Raw genomic sequence first — 15230 nt, 5'->3', positions numbered from 1 at the left:
GCCGCTCAGCCCGACTTGGCGCCGGGCTCCGGCGCCTTGGAGCCGCCCAGGCACGGGGGAGAGCGGAAGTCCGCGCCCCCCTGCCGCTCCCACTCGTCCGGCGTCATCGCGCGGATCGTCAGGGCGTGCAGCCCGGAGCGGAACTCCTCGCGCACCAGCTCGTTGACCCGGCGGTGGCGATCGAGCGGGCTCAGGCCCCGGAATGCCTCGCTCACCACGAGCACCTTGAAGTGGGTCTCCGAGCCCACCGGCACGCTGTGCATGCGGCTCTCGTTCTCCAGCTCGATGTGCACGGGATCGAGCGCGTGAACGAGCTTTCCGTGGATCGACTCCTGCTTCGTTCCTGTCGTCATGGCCGCGCGAAGCTTACCCTCCGCCGCGCCGCCGGTCACCCGTGGGGCGCGGCCCCTCGCCGGCAAAGGGATCGCCCGGCGCCCCCGCCAGCGGACGAGCCGCCCGGCGCGCCCCGGCCGAGCGTCACTTCGCCTGCGGATCGGCGCGCGGCAGACCTCGCTCATCGAACAGGAGAGCGATGTCGACGTGGAACTGCGCTCTGCGAGAGGACGGCGGCGCTTGATGGGAGCTGGGCGGCGCTTGATGGGAGCTGGGCGGCGCGCGATGGGAGCTGGGCGGCGCGCGATGGGAGCTCGGCGGCGACGCGGAATGACCGCCGTGCGCCTCGCCGTCCTGCGAGCCCATCGCGAGCGCCTCCCGCTGCGGGGGCGCCGCGCCTGCCTGCAGGCCGATGTTCTCCGCCCACGGCTGCGCGTCGCGCTGCTCCCACGGCTGCGCGTCGCGCTGCTCCCACGGCTGCGCGTCGCGCTGCGCGGCAGGTGACGGAGGCACCTGCCGCGGAAGCGCATGCGCCGCCGGCGTATCCCGACGCGGAACCACCCCGGCCTGCTGCCGCGAGCTCGGAACGGCCTGCTGCGGCAGCGGAGCCGACGCCTCCCTCCGTGCGGACGTCGCGGCCGGCGCATCCCGACGCGCGTACGCCCCGGCCTGCTGCGAGCCAGCTACCGGCGTATCCCGCCGCGCGTATGCCTCGGCCGGATGCGAGCCTGCCAGCGGCGTATCCCGCCGCACGTACGCTCCAGCCGCCGGCGATGCCTGCACCGGCCTGGACGCGTCCCGGCGCGCAACCACCGGGCCAGCGGCCGGCGGCGGCGGGAGCGGCGTCGGAGCGGGCAGCTCACGGCGCGCCCGCGACGAGGGCGGCCCCACCATGACCCCCAGGCGCTCCGAGCGCGGCACCGGCGCCTCGCGCGGGCGGTACGCCGCCTCCGCCGGCGCCTCCGCGCGTGAGCGCTCCGGCCGCTGCGCAGCCACGGCAGCCGCCACGCGCTCGCGGTACGCGAGCTCCTGCGCGCCCGCGCTGCGCGGCCCCGAGCGCGGCAGCGGCGTCGCCTCGGGGTCGCGCCGCGACGCCGGGTCCGCCTTCATCACCCCGATGGTCAAGCGCTCCGACCGCGGCACCGACGCGCTCTCGTCCGCCGGCATCATCGAGTAGCGACCGGGCGTCAGCTGCCGCGAGCGCTGCTTGCGGCTCTCGCGCGCCGCCGTGGCCAGCAGCGCCCCGAGATCGTCTTCCACCATCGCCTCGTCGACCCGCACGAGCGTGCTGACCACGTCGCGCGCGATCTCCTCGAACGCCTCGGGAGCGAGCGCGTAAGTCGACGACGTGACCACGATGACCACCGGCCGACGCTCTTCCGCGAGCGCGGCGGCCATCGATACCGGGCACGCCTTGACGATGATCCCCACATCCATCGCCGCCGTCTGGCAGCGCTGGAGCAACGCCTGATCGCCGCCGATGAGAAGGGCCGTCGGGATCTGGGCGCGAAGCGTGGCGTCAGAGATTCGCGGCATCGGTCCCAGGATCCTAACCCCGCTGCTGCACGCAGAGGTCAGGAAAATCCTGTCATCGGACATTCCACGTCATGTCTGGACAACGAGCTCAGCCGATGTGGGGTATTGCGCGCCGCCGGATCACATCACGGATGCGTAGGTGCCGTGGGCAACTCGGTGAGATGGCAGGCGGCCCAGTGCCCAGGGCGACGCTCCTCCAGCGGAGGGGCCTCGGCGCTGCACCGGTCCATCGTATAGGGACAGCGTGTGTGAAAATGGCACCCTGACGGCGGGTTCAGCGGACTCGGCACTTCGCCGACGAGGGGCAGGCGGCGGCGCGTGCGCTCGACATCGGGATCCGGGATCGGGATCGCCGACAGCAGGGTCTGCGTGTACGGATGTTGCGGTGAACGGAAGAGCTCGTCCGGGCGAGCGCGCTCCACGATCCGGCCGAGGTACATCACCGCGATCTCGCTTGACAGGTGGCGGACCACGGCGAGGTCGTGCGCGACGAACACGTACGTGAGCGAGAGCTCGCGCTGGAGCGACGCGAGCAGGTTGACGATCTGGGCCTGGATGCTCACGTCGAGCGCGCTGACCGGCTCGTCGGCGATCACGAGCTTCGGCTTCAGGGCGAGCGCGCGGGCGATGCCGATCCTCTGCCGCTGGCCGCCGGAGAACTCGTGCGGATAGCGCCGCATGTACGAGGGCGAGAGCCCGACGAGCTCCATGAGGCGCGCCACCTCGCGCAGCGCCTCGTCGCGCGACGACACGAGGCCGTGGGTGGAGAGCGGCTCGGCGATGAGATCGTGGACCGTCATGCGCGGGTTCAGGCTCGCGTACGGGTCCTGGAAGATCATCTGCATCTCGCGGCGCGCCTTCCGCAGCGCGCGCGGATCGAGCGTCAGGATCTCCCGGCCGTCGATCTTCACGCTCCCCGACGTGGGCGGGACGAGGCGGAGGATGCCCCGGCCCGTCGTCGACTTGCCGCAGCCGGACTCGCCGACGAGGCCCAGCGTCGCGCCGCGGTCGACGTCGAACGAGACGCCGTCGACCGCGCGCACCGTGCCGACCTGCCGCTGGAGCAGGCCGCGGCGCACCGGGAAATGGACCTTGAGATCGCGCACCGAGAGCAGCGGCGGGGGGGTTGCGGCGGTGGTCATGGCGCTCGTCCTGCGACGTCCTCGACGTGGCACCGCACGACGTGCAGCGCCTTCCTGTTGCCCTCGCCCGAGACGACGCGCGGCGGCGGCGCCTCCTCCCGGCACGCCGCGATCGCGTGCGCGCAGCGCGGGTGGAACGGGCAGCCCGGCGGCAGGCGCGCGAGCGAGGGCGGCATCCCGGGGATGGGGACGAGATCCGCGCCGCGCGCGTCGTCGAGCCGCGGGATCGAGCGCGACAGGCCGATGGTGTACGGGTGCCGGGCGGCGTGGAAGATGGCGCCGACGGGGCCCTCCTCGACGATGCGCCCGGCGTACATGACCGCGACGCGATCGGCCATCTTCGCCACGACGCCGAGGTCGTGCGTGATGAGGAGGACGGCCGCGCCGAGCGCCTCCTTCCGCTCCCCGATCAGGTCCAGGATCTGCGCCTGGATCGTGACGTCGAGCGCCGTCGTCGGCTCGTCGGCGATCAGCAGATCGGGGTCGCACAGGAGCGCCATCGCGATCATCACGCGCTGCCGCATCCCGCCCGAGAGCTGGTGCGGGTAGTCGTCGATCCGCGACGCCGCCGCGGGGATCCCGACCGCCTGCAGCATCTCGACGCTGCGCCGGCGCGCCTCGGCGCGGCCCATGCCGCGGTGGAGCTCCAGCACCTCGATGAGCTGCTCGCTCACCCGGAGGTAAGGGTTCAGCGACGTCATCGGATCCTGGAAGATCATCGCGATCCGGTCGCCGCGGACGCGCTCCATCCGCGCCTCGCTCGCCTCCACGAGGTCCTCGACGACTCCGCCCTCGGACTCGAGCAGGATCTGGCCGCCGACGATCCTGCCCGGCGGGTCGGGGATGAGCCGCAGGAGGGAGAGGCTCGTCACGCTCTTGCCCGAGCCGGACTCGCCGACGATGCCGAGGACCTCGCCGCGATCGAGGCTGAAGGAGATGCCATCGACCGCGCGGACCACCCCCTCCTCGGTGAAGAAGTGGGTCTTCAGGTTCTTGACCTCGAGCAGCATGGTCCGTGCGGGCGCGCGCGTCCCGGAGATGGAGCGCGGCGCCCTTCAGTCCTTTCGGATGCGAGGATCCAGGGCGTCGCGGAGCCCGTCGCCGAGGAAGTTGAAGCAGATCAGCGTGAGCGCGAGCATCAGCGCCGGGAAGACGAGCTGCCAGGGGAAGAGGTCCATCGCGTCGGCGCCGGTGGACGCGAGCAGGCCCCAGCTCGACAGCGGCTCCTGCGTGCCGAGGCCGAGGAAGCTCAGGAACGCCTCGGTCATCATCACCTCGGGGATGGTGAGCGTCGTGTAGACGATGATCGGGCCCACCGCGTTCGGCACGAGGTGCCGGAAGATCAGCGCGGCGTGCCCGACGCCGATCGAGCGCGCCGACTCGATGAACGGCTGGCCGCGCAGCGCGATGACCTGGCCGCGGACGATGCGGGCCATGGTGAGCCAGGAGATGCCGCCGAGGGCCGCGAAGACGACGACGATCTGGAAGATGGGGAAATAGCTCGGGTCCGACGGCTCCTTGACGAAGAGGCCGAGCGCGACCTTCCAGGCGCGGTAGAGGACCGTCTGGTCGTTCGCGAAGAAGACCATCAGCAGGATGACGAGGATGAGGAACGGGAACGTGTAGAGAACGTCCACGATGCGCATCATGATCGCGTCGACCTTGCCGCCGAAGTAGCCGGCTACCCCGCCCCAGCTCACGCCGATGACGAAGCTCACGAGCGTCGCGACGATGCCGACGGCGAACGAGATGCGCCCGCCGAAGAAGACGCGGGCCATCAGATCGCGGCCGAAGTAGTCGGTGCCCATCCAGTGGGCGAGCGACGGGGGCTGCGCGCCGAGCTTGAGATCCGCCTTGTCGTACCGGTAGCTCGACAGCTCCGGGACGAGGATGCAGGCGAGGATCATCGCGATGAGCACGACGCCGCAAGCGACCGCGGCGCGGTTCTTTCGGAGCCGCCGCCACGCGTCGCGGCCGAGGCTCGATCCCTGCTCCAGCGCGTCGAGCCGCAGCGGGCCGGCCGGGCTTGGTGCCGCGCCGCCCGCGCCGCCCGCGCCGCCAGGGGCGGCGGGCGGATCGCCGGGGGCGGCGGGCTGCGGGAGGGCGGCGTGGAGCATGGTCAGCGCAGCTCCACCCGCGGGTCGATGAAGGCGTACGCCACGTCGACGATCGCGTTGAAGAGCATGAGCAGGAAGCCGTAGACGAGCATGACCCCCATCACGAGGTTGTAGTCGCGGTTCGTGGCCGCCTCGACGAAGTAACGGCCCATGCCGGGGATGTTGAAGATCTTCTCGACGACGAGGGAGCCGACGAGCAGGCCGCTGAAGCCGGGGCCGAGGAAGCTCACGACCGGGAGCAGCCCGCCCCGGAGCGCGTGCTTCAGGACGACCTTGCGCTCGGAGAGCCCCTTGGCGCGGGCGGTGCGGATGAAATCCGAGCGGATCACCTCGAGCATCCCGCCGCGCGTCAGCCGGGCGATGTAGGCCGCGACCGGGAGCCCGGCGCAGATGACCGGCAGCACCATGTGCCGCCACGTCTCCCAGCGCGCCACCGGGAACCAGTAGAGCTTGAGCGAGAAGACGAGCATGAGCAGCGGGGCGAGCACGTACCGCGGCACGCTGAGGCCGACCATGGCGACCCCCATGGCCGCCGTGTCCTTCCAGGTGTTCTGGCGGATCGCGCCGATGATGCCGAGCGGGATGCCCGTCGCGAGGGCGAAGAGCATCGCCCAGCACCCGAGCTGCATCGACACGGGCAGGCTGAGCGCGATGATCTCGTTGACGGTGCGGTTCGGGTACTTGAACGTCGGGCCCAGGTCGCCTCGGGTGACGAGCGCAAGGAGCCAGTCGCCATACTGCTTCAGCACCGGATCGTTCAGGTGGTACTTGGCGTCGAGCTGCCGCTGGACCTCGACGGGCACGGCCCGCTCCTGGTCGAACGGGCCGCCCGGCACGATGCGCACCAGGACGAACACCAGGGTGGCGACGAGGAAGAGCGTGGGGATGATGGAGAGCAGCCGCTTGATGGCGTAGGAGCTCACGGCGCGCCGCCTCCCGGCCGTCGGGCCGCGCCGCTCGCCCCGTCATCCCGCCGCCTTCCGTGGATCCCGAGCGATGTCACGAGGTGCCTCCGAGCTGCCTTCCTTCAGCGCGGCGACCGCCGCGAGGGCGCGCCGCGACCTCCCGCATATCACGGAACCGCCGGTCGACCGCGGCGTTTCGCGCGGCACGTCGCGCCGCGCGAAGCGCCGCGGCCGAGGCGGCCTGCGCGCTGTGCCCGGCGTTCATGCGCGCATGTTCACGGCTAGCCCTTGAGCTTGCCCTGATCGCGGAGCTTCACGAGCTCCGCGTAGCCGCCTTCGAGGACCCCGCCGACGAACACCATCGGGAACGTAGGAAAGCCGGCCCAGAGCTTGATGGCGAGCCGCTCCTTCCACCTGGAGAGGTAACTCCCGTACTCCAGGTAGGTATATTTCACGCCCTCTCCGTCGAGCAGCTGGCGCGCCTTCTTCACGAAGGGATTCTGGGCCATCCCGACGAGGACCACCCGGTCGCGGCTCACCGCCGCCGCGACCTCGTCGACGATGGACCGATGAAATCCGGCGATCTGCGACTTCACCGTGTCCGAGATCTTCTCGGGAGCAAGCGTGGGACGTTCGGCCATGGAATGAGCACCTCCGCGCCGGGAGCGTACCGGCCCGAAGACGACACGGTCAACGGCAGGATTGGCCCGAGGCTGCTCGCGTACAGCGCACGTCTGCACGCCTGAGAGAACCAGAGAGACAAGGAGCTCCCGCAGCAGGGCCGAACTCCCCAGCTCCTCCGCGCCTCGAATCGCGCCTCCGCGCGACGATTCCGTCCGTTACGGGATGAGCAGCACCTTCCCCGTCGTCGCCCGCCCGGCGAGCGCGCGGTGCGCCTCCGCCGCCTCGGCGAGGGGGTACGTGGCGCCGATCGAGATCGTGAGCTCGCCGCGCGCGATCGCGCCGAGCACGTCGGCGGCGCGCTCGAGCAGCTCCTCGCGCGTCGCGGTGTAGTGGCCGAGGCTCGGCCGCGTGAGGTAGAGCGACCCCTTCTGGTTCAGGATCTGCGGGTCGAACGACGGCACCGGCCCGCTCGACTGGCCGAAGAGCACCATCGTGCCGCGCAGGCGGAGCGCGCCCAGGCCCTTCACGAACGTGTCGCTCCCGACGCCGTCGTAGACGACGTGGACGCCGGCGCCGCCCGTGAGCCGGCGCGCCTCCGCCTCGAAATCGGCCTTCGTGTACAGGATCACCTCGTCGGCGCCGGCGCCTCGCGCGAGGCGCGCCTTCTCCTCGGTCGAGACGGTGCCGATCACGCGCGCGCCGAGCCGCTTCGCCATCTGGCACAGGAGCAGGCCGACCCCGCCCGCGGCCGCGTGGATGAGGCACGTGTGGCCGGGGCCGAGCGGGAACGTGGAGCGCACGAGGTACTGCGCCGTGATGCCCTGGAGCATCGCGGCCGCGGCGCGCTTCGCGCCGACGCCCGCGGGCACGGGGACGAGCTTCGCGGCCGGGATCCGGACGTGCGTCGCGTACGAGCCGGGGCCGCCGGTCCACGCGACCTCGTCCCCTTCCCTCACCTCGGTGACGGACGGCCCCACCGCCTCGACGCGCCCCGCGCCCTCGAGGCCGAGCGGGATGGGCGGCTCGAGCTTGTACTGGCCGCTCCGCTGGTAGATATCGATGAAGTTCACGCCGGCGGCCTCGACGCGGACCACGGCTTCCCCGGGGCCCGGCGCGGGCGTGGGGAGCTCCTCCAGCGTCATCACCTCGGGGCCGCCTGCGGCTTTCGGTCGGATCGCGAGCATGCCGCCCATGTTGTCGAGCCGCGCTGGGCCGTCAAGCGACCGGCGCGATCATCGACCCGCATCGACGCGCATCGAACCCATTGCTGTCCCGCGCACGCCGTGGATGATGCCTCCATGGCTCTCCATCCTTCCGAGTCGCTCTCCGCGAGCAACGCCTCTCCCTCCTCCGCGCCCCCGCCTGTGACCGCCGCCTCGGCCGGCGCAGGCCGAGCAAACGCGACGGCCGCGCCGTTTCCCGCGGACTTCCTGTGGGGCACGGCCACCGCGGCCTACCAGATCGAAGGCGCCGCCAGCGAGGATGGCCGGACGCCCTCCGTGTGGGACGTCTTCTCGAAGACCCCTGGGAAGGTCTTCGAAGGGCACACCGGAGACGTCGCCTGCGACCACTACCACCGTTACAAGGAAGACGTCGGGCTGCTCGCCGAGCTCGGGGTCAAGAGCTACCGCTTCAGCGTCTCGTGGACGCGGGTCCTCCCGGACGGCACGGGCAAGGTCAACCCGAAGGGGCTCGACTTCTACGATCGCCTCGTCGACGAGCTCCTCCGCGCCGGCATCGTGCCCATGTGCACGCTCTTCCACTGGGACTTCCCCCAGGCGCTCCAGGATCGCGGCGGGTTCCTCCAGCGCGACGTCGCCGACTGGTTCGCGGACTACACGACCGTCGTCGCCCGGCGGCTCGGCGATCGCGTGCCCTGGTGGGTGACGCAGAACGAGCCGCAGGCGTTCATCGGCAACGCGCTCCTCAACGGGGTCTTCGCCCCCGGGCTCAAGCTCCCCTACCGGGAGTACCTGACCGCCGCCCACAACCAGATGCGGGCGCACGGCAAGCAGGTGGACGCGCTGCGCGCCGCGGCCACGGCGGCGAAGATCGGCTACGTGCTCGCCACCCAGGTGCAGCGCCCGGCGACCGAGGATCCGGCGGACATCGAGGCGGCGCGCGAGGCGATCTTCTCGGTCTATGACAAGAACCCCTGGAACAACGCCTGGTGGATCTGTCCGGTGCTCGAGGGGCGGTATCCGGAGAGCGGCCTCCGGCTCTTCGGCGACGACATGCCCGAGTTCCCCGCCAGCGACTTCGACCAGATCAAGCGGCCGATCGACTACCTCGGGCTCAACATGTACTCGGCGGGCACGTGGCGGCAGGGCAAGGACGGCAGGCCGGAGCGCGTCGCCTCCCCGCCGGGCTACCCGCGCGGGACGCTCGACTGGCTGCAGATCGTCCCCAGCACGCTCTACTGGGGATCGAGGTACTTCTGGGAGCGGTACAAGCTGCCCATCGGGATCACCGAGCACGGCCTGGCGACGCGGGACCAGGTCTTCCTCGACGGCAAGGTGCACGACCCGAAGCGCATCGACGTCATGCACCGGTACCTGCTCGGCCTGGCGCGGGCGGTCCAGGAGGGCGTCCCGGTCGTCGGGTACTGGGCCTGGTCGCTCCTCGACAACTTCGAGTGGGCCGAGGGCTACAAGGATCGCTTCGGGCTGGTCTACGTCGATTACGCGACGCAGCGACGGATCCCGAAGGACTCGTTCTCCTGGTACCGAGAGGTCATCGCGACCGGCGGGCGCTCGCTCCTCGGGCCGACCGCCGTCGCGTGGGACAACGTGACCGGCTGATCCCGGCGGCCCACCCCGGGCCGCCCTGCATTCCATGGTCAGCGGGGTTTGCGGCCGATCGCGATGTTCGCCGTCACCGGGACACGCACGGCCCCGCCTGGCTCGGCGAAGGACTCGATGGCGGCGCGCAGCGGTCCGCGTAGCCGAGCGCGCCCGTCGCCGTCCAGCGCGGCGTAGAGGTGCATGACGGGCAGGATCTCGTCGAGATCCGTCATGACGCGGTCCACCGAAGATCCGCCCCATGCGCCGTCGACCGCGTGCACGGCGACCTCGCCGCACCCGGCCCCGAGCATCTCGGCCTTCAGGCCCTCCAGCGAGCACAGCGCCGTCATGCCCTGGGGCGGCGGATGGATCGGCGCCTCCGGGAAGGTGCGGCGATAGGCCTGCAGGAAGAGCGGCCCCGGGCCTGCCCCCTCCGGGCTCGACCAGGTCGCCACGATGACCCGGCCCCCGGGCCGGGTCGCGCGGACGAGCTCGGCCATGCCGCGGCGCCAGTCGGGGAACATCATGACGCCGAACACGGAGCAGCTCACATCGAAGGTCGCGTCCTCCACGTCCAGCGCCTGCCCGTCCATCACCCGCGCCTCGCTCCCGGCGAAGGGCTGCAGTCGCTCGCGCAGGCGCGCCGCCATGCCGCGCGAGATGTCGGTCGCGAGCACGCGCGCGCCTTCCTCGGCCGCGGCCAGCGCCAGGGCGCCCGTCCCTGCGGCGACGTCGAGCAGGCGCTCGCCCTGCCCGAGCCCGCCCGCCAGCGACAGCGCCGCGCGCGCGAAGCCCGCCGTCAACGGCTCGGCCCAGCGCTCGTAGCTGGTCGCCACGGCGGTCCAGTGCGCTTCGTCGCTGAAGTTGAGTGGTTCAGCGCTGTTCGTCATCGGTCAATCCTCTTGTCATCGATCATGGGAGAGGAGCCTGGCACCGCCCGAGGAGCGCGTCATTGGCCGGGCTTTCGGTGGCTCTGGCCTCCTTTTCGATCGTCGCACATCTCCCGCAGCCACGGCGAGGGCGGCGCGCTCCGCGGGATTGTCGCTGGCGCCCTTTCGTGCTCCCCTGGTGATCGCGGAGGAGCCCCGTGGCATCGGTCGCTCCCTCGCCGGTGCGACGCGCAGCTCGGGGTCCTCCCCTACGCTCCGCCGACCGCCGGCCCCTCAACGCAGTCGTGTGGAGGCTCCCATGTCGATCGCCGGTCCCCTCTTAGGAATCGTGATCACCCTCGTCGTGCTGGGCGTCATGGCCGTGGTGTTCGTCACCGTCTTTCTGCCCATGATGAAGAACGCGAACAAGATGCTCGCGGGCGCGAACGAGATGATCCAGGCCCAGACGGCGGCGGCCAACCTCCGCATGACGGGCCTGCCCGCGCAGGCCCGCGTGCTCGTAGTCCAGCCCACCGGCACGATGATCAACTACCAGCCGCAGTGCCGGGTCGACCTCGAGGTGTATCGCCCGAACGCGCCGCCCTACCGCGCGGCCATCCTCGCGGTCATCCATCAGATGGCGATCCCGCGCGTGCAGCCGGGCCTCGTCGTGCCGGTCAAGATCGACGCCGCCAACCCCAACAACATCGCGCTCGACGTCTGAATCCGGGCTGCGTCGCACGCGACCCTGAACGCCTGCACGCTCACGGCGTGTGTCCCGCGGTCGGACGCCGGGCTCAGGCCTGCGAGAGGGCGCGGGGCGAGCCCGGATGCCTCACAGGGGGACGTCGACGGGCACGAAGCAGGAGATGTTGGTCTCGATGCGGAAGTTCGACCCGTCGGTGTGCCGCTCCGCGTGGAAGATGTCCATCGCGTAGCTGTTGCCCGGGAAGATGCCGAGGTCCTTGGCCTGGGCATCGAAGTCGATGACCCCCGTCTCCGGCCCGTGCATGCTGCCGAGATCGAGCGCGAGCTTGCCGTTGATGAAGATCCAGATGTCGTCGTCGCCCCGGAAGGTGAACGTCTGACCCGCGACGTAGCCGAACATCAGGTGGATCTCGGTGGTGAAGAGGAAGTTCTGTCGTTTGCCGTTGTTGGGCGGGGTGATCCCGAACCCCTCCTCCGGCGCCAGCGGGAAGAAATCCGCGCTGTCGAACACGTACTGCCCCGATCCGGGCGACGACTCCTCGAGCGCGAGCTCCTTGGTGAACGTCATGTTCACGCCCGCCGCGTCCCGGTACCACTGGTTGAAGCTGTCCTCGCTCGTGATGGTCTTCTGATTGCCGACCCCGTCCCTGCAGCCGAGCGGTGTCTCCATGTCCGCGAAGCAGCCCACGGAGTCGAGGAACTGCGGCTTCAGGTCGCCGTCGAGCGTCGGCTTGATGAGCTGGCGGCGGACGACGTCGCCCCTGAAGTCGGCCATCTCGAAGTCGGGGTGCGTCTCCTTGAAGTCACGATACGTGACATCGAGGACGCTCTTGCAATCGCTGCCGCCTGCGCCGCCTGCGCCGGCGGTCGCGTTGCCCCCCGTGATGGTCCCGAAGTCGTCGCCGGTCGAGCTGCTAACGCCGCTCGTCGGCGTCCCGCTGCTGCTCGCGGGCGTCCCGCTGCTGCCGCCGGACCCGGAGGTCGGGCCGCTGCTCTCGTCGGGCGTCGAAGAGCACGCCAGGGCTACCGCTGCGAAGGTCAGAAGAAAGAAAGAACGAGGGTACATGGTGCACTCCTAGAGAGCAGTAGCACAACCATATTTCGTGGCTTCTGTCAACCACGTCTCCTGGCGATCGCGCGGTGAAGCACTGCGGCAAGCTCGGGGAACATGCCTTGTTCGATGAACCAGGAGGCGCCTCCCTCGCTCCCCGCGCTTTTCTTGCTTCCCTCGTTCCCTCGCTTGCCGTCCCTGGTTTCGCGTTGCGTACCTGTCGAATCCGGCCACCTCCCTGGGCGGGCTCGGGCTCAGACGAGGCGGTGTCCCCCGTCGACGCGCAGCACCTCGCCGGTGGTGAACCCGTTTCCCATGAGGAAGAGCGCGGCGTGGGCGATGTCCGCGGGCGCGCCCACGCGCCCGACAGGGAGGCGGCGCGCGTGCTGCGCGAAGCGCTCCTGCTTGGCGCCGCCCGCGAGCGAGTCCCAGACCGGCGTGTCGACCCAGCCCGGCGACAGCGCGTTCACGCGCACCGGCGCGAGCTCCACGGCCAGGGCGCGCACGAGCGCCATGAGCGCCCCGTTCACAGCGGCCACGACCGCCCCGCTGGGCCCCGGCCGCTCCGCCGCGATCCCGGCCGTGAACGTGAGCGAGCCGCCCGGCTCGGTCCGCGCGTGCTTGGCGACGTGGAGGGCCGCCACGAGCTTCGAGTCGATCACGCGGCGCGCCGCGGCGATGTCCAGCGCGCGAATCGGCTGATAGTGGCCCTCCACCGCCGTCACCACCACGTGGCGCGCCGGCGGATGCTCGTTGAACAGACTCCGCACCTCGGCCTCCTGCGTCGCGTCGGCCGGGAAGGTGCGCACCCGGCGCGGCTCCCCGAGCTCGGCCGCGGCGCGCGCGAGGCGCTCGCGCGAGCGGCTCACGAGGGTCAGAGACGCGCCGCGCTCGAGGCAGGCCCTGGCCACGCCGAGGCCGATGCCCGACGAGCCGCCGATGACGACGACATGCTGATCTTCAAGGTGCATGAGCGAGGCGTAGCGCGCGCGCCTCGGGCAAACCATGGGATGCTGTGGCATGCTCCGTCCCATGAGCGGGATGATCTCCCTCGAGGACGTGCGGCTCTTCGCGGCCGTCGCTCACCACCTGAGCTTCGTGGAGGCGGCGCGGCGCACGGGGGTGCCCACGAGCACCGTGAGCCGCCGGGTGGCGCAGCTGGAGGAGGCGCTGGGGGTGCGGCTGCTCCAGCGCACCTCACGCCGCGTCGGCCTCACCGGCGAGGGCGCGCGGCTGATGGAGCGCGCCGGGCCGCTGCTCGACGAGCTCGGCTCGGTCCTCGACCGGGCCGCGGATCGGGAGGACGAGCCCGCGGGCAGGCTCCGGGTGACGGCGCCCGTGATGACGGGCGCGCAGCGGATCGCGCCGGCGCTGTTCTCCTTCGCCGCCCGGCACCCGCGCCTGTCGCTGGAGCTCACGCTCACGAACGCGGTCGTCCCCCTGGTCGAGGAGGGCATCGACCTCGCCTTCCGCGCCGGGCCCGTTCAGGACGCCGACCTCGTGGCGCGGCGGATGTGGTCGCTCCCGTACGCGCTGGCCGCGTCGCCGCGCCTCGTGCAGGACGCGCTCGAGGGCCGCTCGCGGCTCGCGCGCGCGTCGCTCGGGTCCGTGCCCGCGGTCCTGAGCCACCCGGGCGCCGCATGGCGCCTTCGCCGGCGGGACGGCTCCATCGAGGAGGTCCGGCCGCGCGCGCAGCTCTGCGTGAACGACCCGCGGGTGGCGATCGCCGCCGCGGCGCAGGGGCTCGGCGTGGTCTGCGCGCCCCGCGAGGTGATCGAGCAGCAGGGCGAGGCGCTCGTCGAGCTCACGATCACGGGGCGCACGGTCGAGCCTCGCGAGCTCTTCGCGGTGTACCCGTCACGGCGGCTGCTCTCCACGCGGGTGCGGCTGGCGATCGACTGGGTGACGAAGCACCGCTGATCGGGGTCCTGGCGGCAGCCGTGTAAAAACCTACGGTAGCGCTCCGGCGCGGTCGCCAGCGCGGTCGAAGTGGCAGGTCCCGCTGGGGATCACGTGGGCGTGTGCGAGACACGCGCGAGGTCCTCTCGCGCAACGGGCTGAAACGGCTCGGCGGAAGGTAGCCGAGGCCGTCACGGAAGCTCGGTCGGCTCGGAGCGCGGCTGGCCGTTCATCTCGTGCCGCAGCTTCGACACCGCTTCGTAGGCCGCCCGCCGGGCGCGGTTCATCGAGCCGAGCGGCCGGTGCTCCGGCAGCGCATGCCAGGGCGTGAACGACAGAAGTTCGGCGAGCGCGAGGTCCTTGAAGTCCGCCGGGTTCTGCTTCGGGATCCGCAGGATGGCGACGCGCCGGAACGACGAGAGCTCCTCGCTCCAGATAATCGTCGAGTTTTCGATGGGCATCTTCACCGGGTCGGTCTGCTGCTGCACCATGAAGTCGAAATAGACGTCCTCGCGCTTGAGCTGCTCGAGCAGCACCTCGCGCAGGAAATCCGGTCCCGGATTCTCGGGCCTCGGATCGCCTGTTCGCGAGACCGGCTTGGCCGAAAACTTGATCGCGCCCGGTCCGAGCTTGTAGGGGACCTCGCTCCAGTACTGCGACTGAAGCGGATTGTTGAGGACCTGGGATGCCATGAGCGCACTCAGCCTGTCGATCTCCGGGTGCGCTCGCATGTACGCGGCGCGCGCTTCAGGGCCCTCCGCGACGGCCCGGAACAGCTCCAGGTAGTCCTTGAGGTTGCTCACGGCGAATCCCGGGAAGTTGATCATGATGAAGTCCTGGGTCTTCTCGTGCTTCTCCGCGGGAAGGAGCTTCTCCCCTTCGACCCCCAGGAGTTTGATGGCCATGCCCCGCGGCTCCGGCTCCGTGTCCGGCTTCACGTTGGTTCCTCCCGCGGAAAAGCGAACGAGCGCATCGAACTTGCGGGGCGCCTTGAAAACGCCGTACCGGAGCTCCTTCGGCAGGTCGTCGAGCACGATGAGCTCCGCCTTCACGACGGCGAACGTCTTCGGGTGGGCGTCCCGGCGGACCGGGCGCACGCCCGGCGGATACTGCTTGCGGATGATCCGGAGCGTCTCTTCCTTGATCGCCTCGATCAGCGCAGCCTCGTTCGGCTCGAGCGTCTCCTCCGCGATCCCGAGCGACGGAATGCTGGCCGTGCGGGTGACGCACCCCGGACAGGAGAGAAACAACCCGATCGCCACG

16 protein-coding genes are annotated in these 15230 nt (G+C 71.0%); 4 read left to right on the top strand and 12 right to left on the bottom strand.

Features of this window, described 5'->3' with window-relative positions:
• Positions 1–5: 5 nt before the first annotated feature.
• The 8 genes from WME82_RS19320 to WME82_RS19285 all read right to left on the bottom strand — a co-directional run bounded on the left by WME82_RS19320 (position 6) and on the right by WME82_RS19285 (position 7841).
• A complete protein-coding gene (locus WME82_RS19320; RefSeq protein ID WP_438044039.1) occupies positions 6–353 on the bottom strand; it encodes a BolA family protein in 348 nt (115 codons plus the stop codon).
• A 124-nt stretch (positions 354–477) separates the two neighbouring features.
• Positions 478–1932, bottom strand: coding sequence for a hypothetical protein (locus tag WME82_RS19315; protein WP_438044038.1), 1455 nt, complete (start codon positions 1930–1932; stop codon positions 478–480).
• Between the two features lie 62 nt (positions 1933–1994).
• Positions 1995–3011 (bottom strand): ABC transporter ATP-binding protein, encoded by a 1017-nt coding sequence (locus tag WME82_RS19310; protein ID WP_438044037.1) that lies wholly within the window; start codon positions 3009–3011, stop codon positions 1995–1997.
• Entirely contained in the window at positions 3008–4021 is a 1014-nt protein-coding gene (locus WME82_RS19305) for an ABC transporter ATP-binding protein (protein WP_437300518.1), read from the bottom strand. Before WME82_RS19305 ends, WME82_RS19310 begins: the two co-directional genes overlap by 4 nt.
• Positions 4022–4066: 45 nt before the next feature.
• Positions 4067–5128: an ABC transporter permease gene (locus tag WME82_RS19300; RefSeq protein ID WP_437872868.1), complete on the bottom strand. Its 1062-nt coding sequence runs from the start codon at positions 5126–5128 to the stop codon at positions 4067–4069.
• 2 nt (positions 5129–5130) lie between these two features.
• Positions 5131–6051 (bottom strand): ABC transporter permease, encoded by a 921-nt coding sequence (locus tag WME82_RS19295; protein ID WP_012236088.1) that lies wholly within the window; start codon positions 6049–6051, stop codon positions 5131–5133.
• A gap of 263 nt (positions 6052–6314) precedes the next feature.
• Entirely contained in the window at positions 6315–6674 is a 360-nt protein-coding gene (locus WME82_RS19290) for a glutaredoxin (RefSeq protein ID WP_437746957.1), read from the bottom strand.
• A gap of 198 nt (positions 6675–6872) precedes the next feature.
• On the bottom strand, positions 6873–7841 hold the full coding sequence (locus tag WME82_RS19285; RefSeq protein ID WP_438044036.1) for a quinone oxidoreductase family protein: 969 nt from the start codon (positions 7839–7841) through the stop codon (positions 6873–6875).
• A gap of 114 nt (positions 7842–7955) precedes the next feature.
• Between WME82_RS19285 and WME82_RS19280 the strand changes: the two genes are divergently transcribed.
• Positions 7956–9458, top strand: a complete 1503-nt coding sequence (locus tag WME82_RS19280; protein WP_438044035.1) for a GH1 family beta-glucosidase — start codon at positions 7956–7958, stop codon at positions 9456–9458.
• A gap of 38 nt (positions 9459–9496) precedes the next feature.
• On the opposite strand, the gene WME82_RS19275 is transcribed toward WME82_RS19280, so the two are convergent.
• A complete protein-coding gene (locus tag WME82_RS19275; RefSeq protein WP_438044034.1) occupies positions 9497–10330 on the bottom strand; it encodes a class I SAM-dependent methyltransferase in 834 nt (277 codons plus the stop codon).
• Between the two features lie 298 nt (positions 10331–10628).
• Between WME82_RS19275 and WME82_RS19270 the strand changes: the two genes are divergently transcribed.
• Entirely contained in the window at positions 10629–11033 is a 405-nt protein-coding gene (locus WME82_RS19270) for a hypothetical protein (protein WP_437553661.1), read from the top strand.
• Positions 11034–11144: 111 nt separating this feature from the next.
• Here the strand turns inward: WME82_RS19270 and WME82_RS19265 are convergent, their stop codons facing one another.
• Positions 11145–11792 (bottom strand): fibro-slime domain-containing protein, encoded by a 648-nt coding sequence (locus WME82_RS19265; RefSeq protein ID WP_438044033.1) that lies wholly within the window; start codon positions 11790–11792, stop codon positions 11145–11147.
• Between the two features lie 37 nt (positions 11793–11829).
• On the opposite strand from WME82_RS19265, the gene WME82_RS19260 reads away from it, so the two are divergent.
• Positions 11830–12096 (top strand): hypothetical protein, encoded by a 267-nt coding sequence (locus WME82_RS19260; RefSeq protein WP_438044032.1) that lies wholly within the window; start codon positions 11830–11832, stop codon positions 12094–12096.
• 226 nt (positions 12097–12322) lie between these two features.
• Here the strand turns inward: WME82_RS19260 and WME82_RS19255 are convergent, their stop codons facing one another.
• Positions 12323–13039, bottom strand: a complete 717-nt coding sequence (locus WME82_RS19255) for an SDR family oxidoreductase (protein WP_438044031.1) — start codon at positions 13037–13039, stop codon at positions 12323–12325.
• Between the two features lie 49 nt (positions 13040–13088).
• On the opposite strand from WME82_RS19255, the gene WME82_RS19250 reads away from it, so the two are divergent.
• The gene (locus WME82_RS19250) at positions 13089–13988 is read left to right on the top strand and encodes a LysR family transcriptional regulator (protein WP_438044030.1); all 900 of its coding nucleotides are present in this window, start codon (positions 13089–13091) and stop codon (positions 13986–13988) included.
• Positions 13989–14158: 170 nt separating this feature from the next.
• Here the strand turns inward: WME82_RS19250 and WME82_RS19245 are convergent, their stop codons facing one another.
• Positions 14159–15229 (bottom strand): catalase family protein, encoded by a 1071-nt coding sequence (locus tag WME82_RS19245; RefSeq protein ID WP_438044029.1) that lies wholly within the window; start codon positions 15227–15229, stop codon positions 14159–14161.
• Between the last annotated feature and the right edge of the window lies 1 nt (position 15230).

It is taken from the genome of Sorangium sp. So ce128 (assembly GCF_051525245.1).
Taxonomy (GTDB): Bacteria; Myxococcota_A; Polyangia; order Polyangiales; family Polyangiaceae; genus Sorangium; species Sorangium cellulosum_B.
This window is presented reverse-complemented; position numbering and strand designations above follow the sequence as displayed.

Bases quoted from the DNA above. Each gene is read 5' to 3' on its own strand.
- WME82_RS19315 (WP_438044038.1), bottom strand. From the start codon at position 1,932: ATGTCCGATGACAGGATTTTCCTGACCTCTGCGTGCAGCAGCGGGGTT.
- WME82_RS19255 (WP_438044031.1), bottom strand. From the start codon at position 13,039: ATGCACCTTGAAGATCAGCATGTCGTCGTCATCGGCGGCTCGTCGGGC.
- WME82_RS19305 (WP_437300518.1), bottom strand. From the start codon at position 4,021: ATGCTGCTCGAGGTCAAGAACCTGAAGACCCACTTCTTCACCGAGGAG.
- WME82_RS19275 (WP_438044034.1), bottom strand. From the start codon at position 10,330: ATGACGAACAGCGCTGAACCACTCAACTTCAGCGACGAAGCGCACTGG.
- WME82_RS19280 (WP_438044035.1), top strand. From the start codon at position 7,956: ATGGCTCTCCATCCTTCCGAGTCGCTCTCCGCGAGCAACGCCTCTCCC.
- WME82_RS19250 (WP_438044030.1), top strand. From the start codon at position 13,089: ATGCTCCGTCCCATGAGCGGGATGATCTCCCTCGAGGACGTGCGGCTC.
- WME82_RS19270 (WP_437553661.1), top strand. From the start codon at position 10,629: ATGTCGATCGCCGGTCCCCTCTTAGGAATCGTGATCACCCTCGTCGTG.
- WME82_RS19265 (WP_438044033.1), bottom strand. From the start codon at position 11,792: ATGGCCGACTTCAGGGGCGACGTCGTCCGCCGCCAGCTCATCAAGCCG.
- WME82_RS19285 (WP_438044036.1), bottom strand. From the start codon at position 7,841: ATGCTCGCGATCCGACCGAAAGCCGCAGGCGGCCCCGAGGTGATGACG.
- WME82_RS19290 (WP_437746957.1), bottom strand. From the start codon at position 6,674: ATGGCCGAACGTCCCACGCTTGCTCCCGAGAAGATCTCGGACACGGTG.
- WME82_RS19310 (WP_438044037.1), bottom strand. From the start codon at position 3,011: ATGACCACCGCCGCAACCCCCCCGCCGCTGCTCTCGGTGCGCGATCTC.
- WME82_RS19320 (WP_438044039.1), bottom strand. From the start codon at position 353: ATGACGACAGGAACGAAGCAGGAGTCGATCCACGGAAAGCTCGTTCAC.
- WME82_RS19300 (WP_437872868.1), bottom strand. From the start codon at position 5,128: ATGCTCCACGCCGCCCTCCCGCAGCCCGCCGCCCCCGGCGATCCGCCC.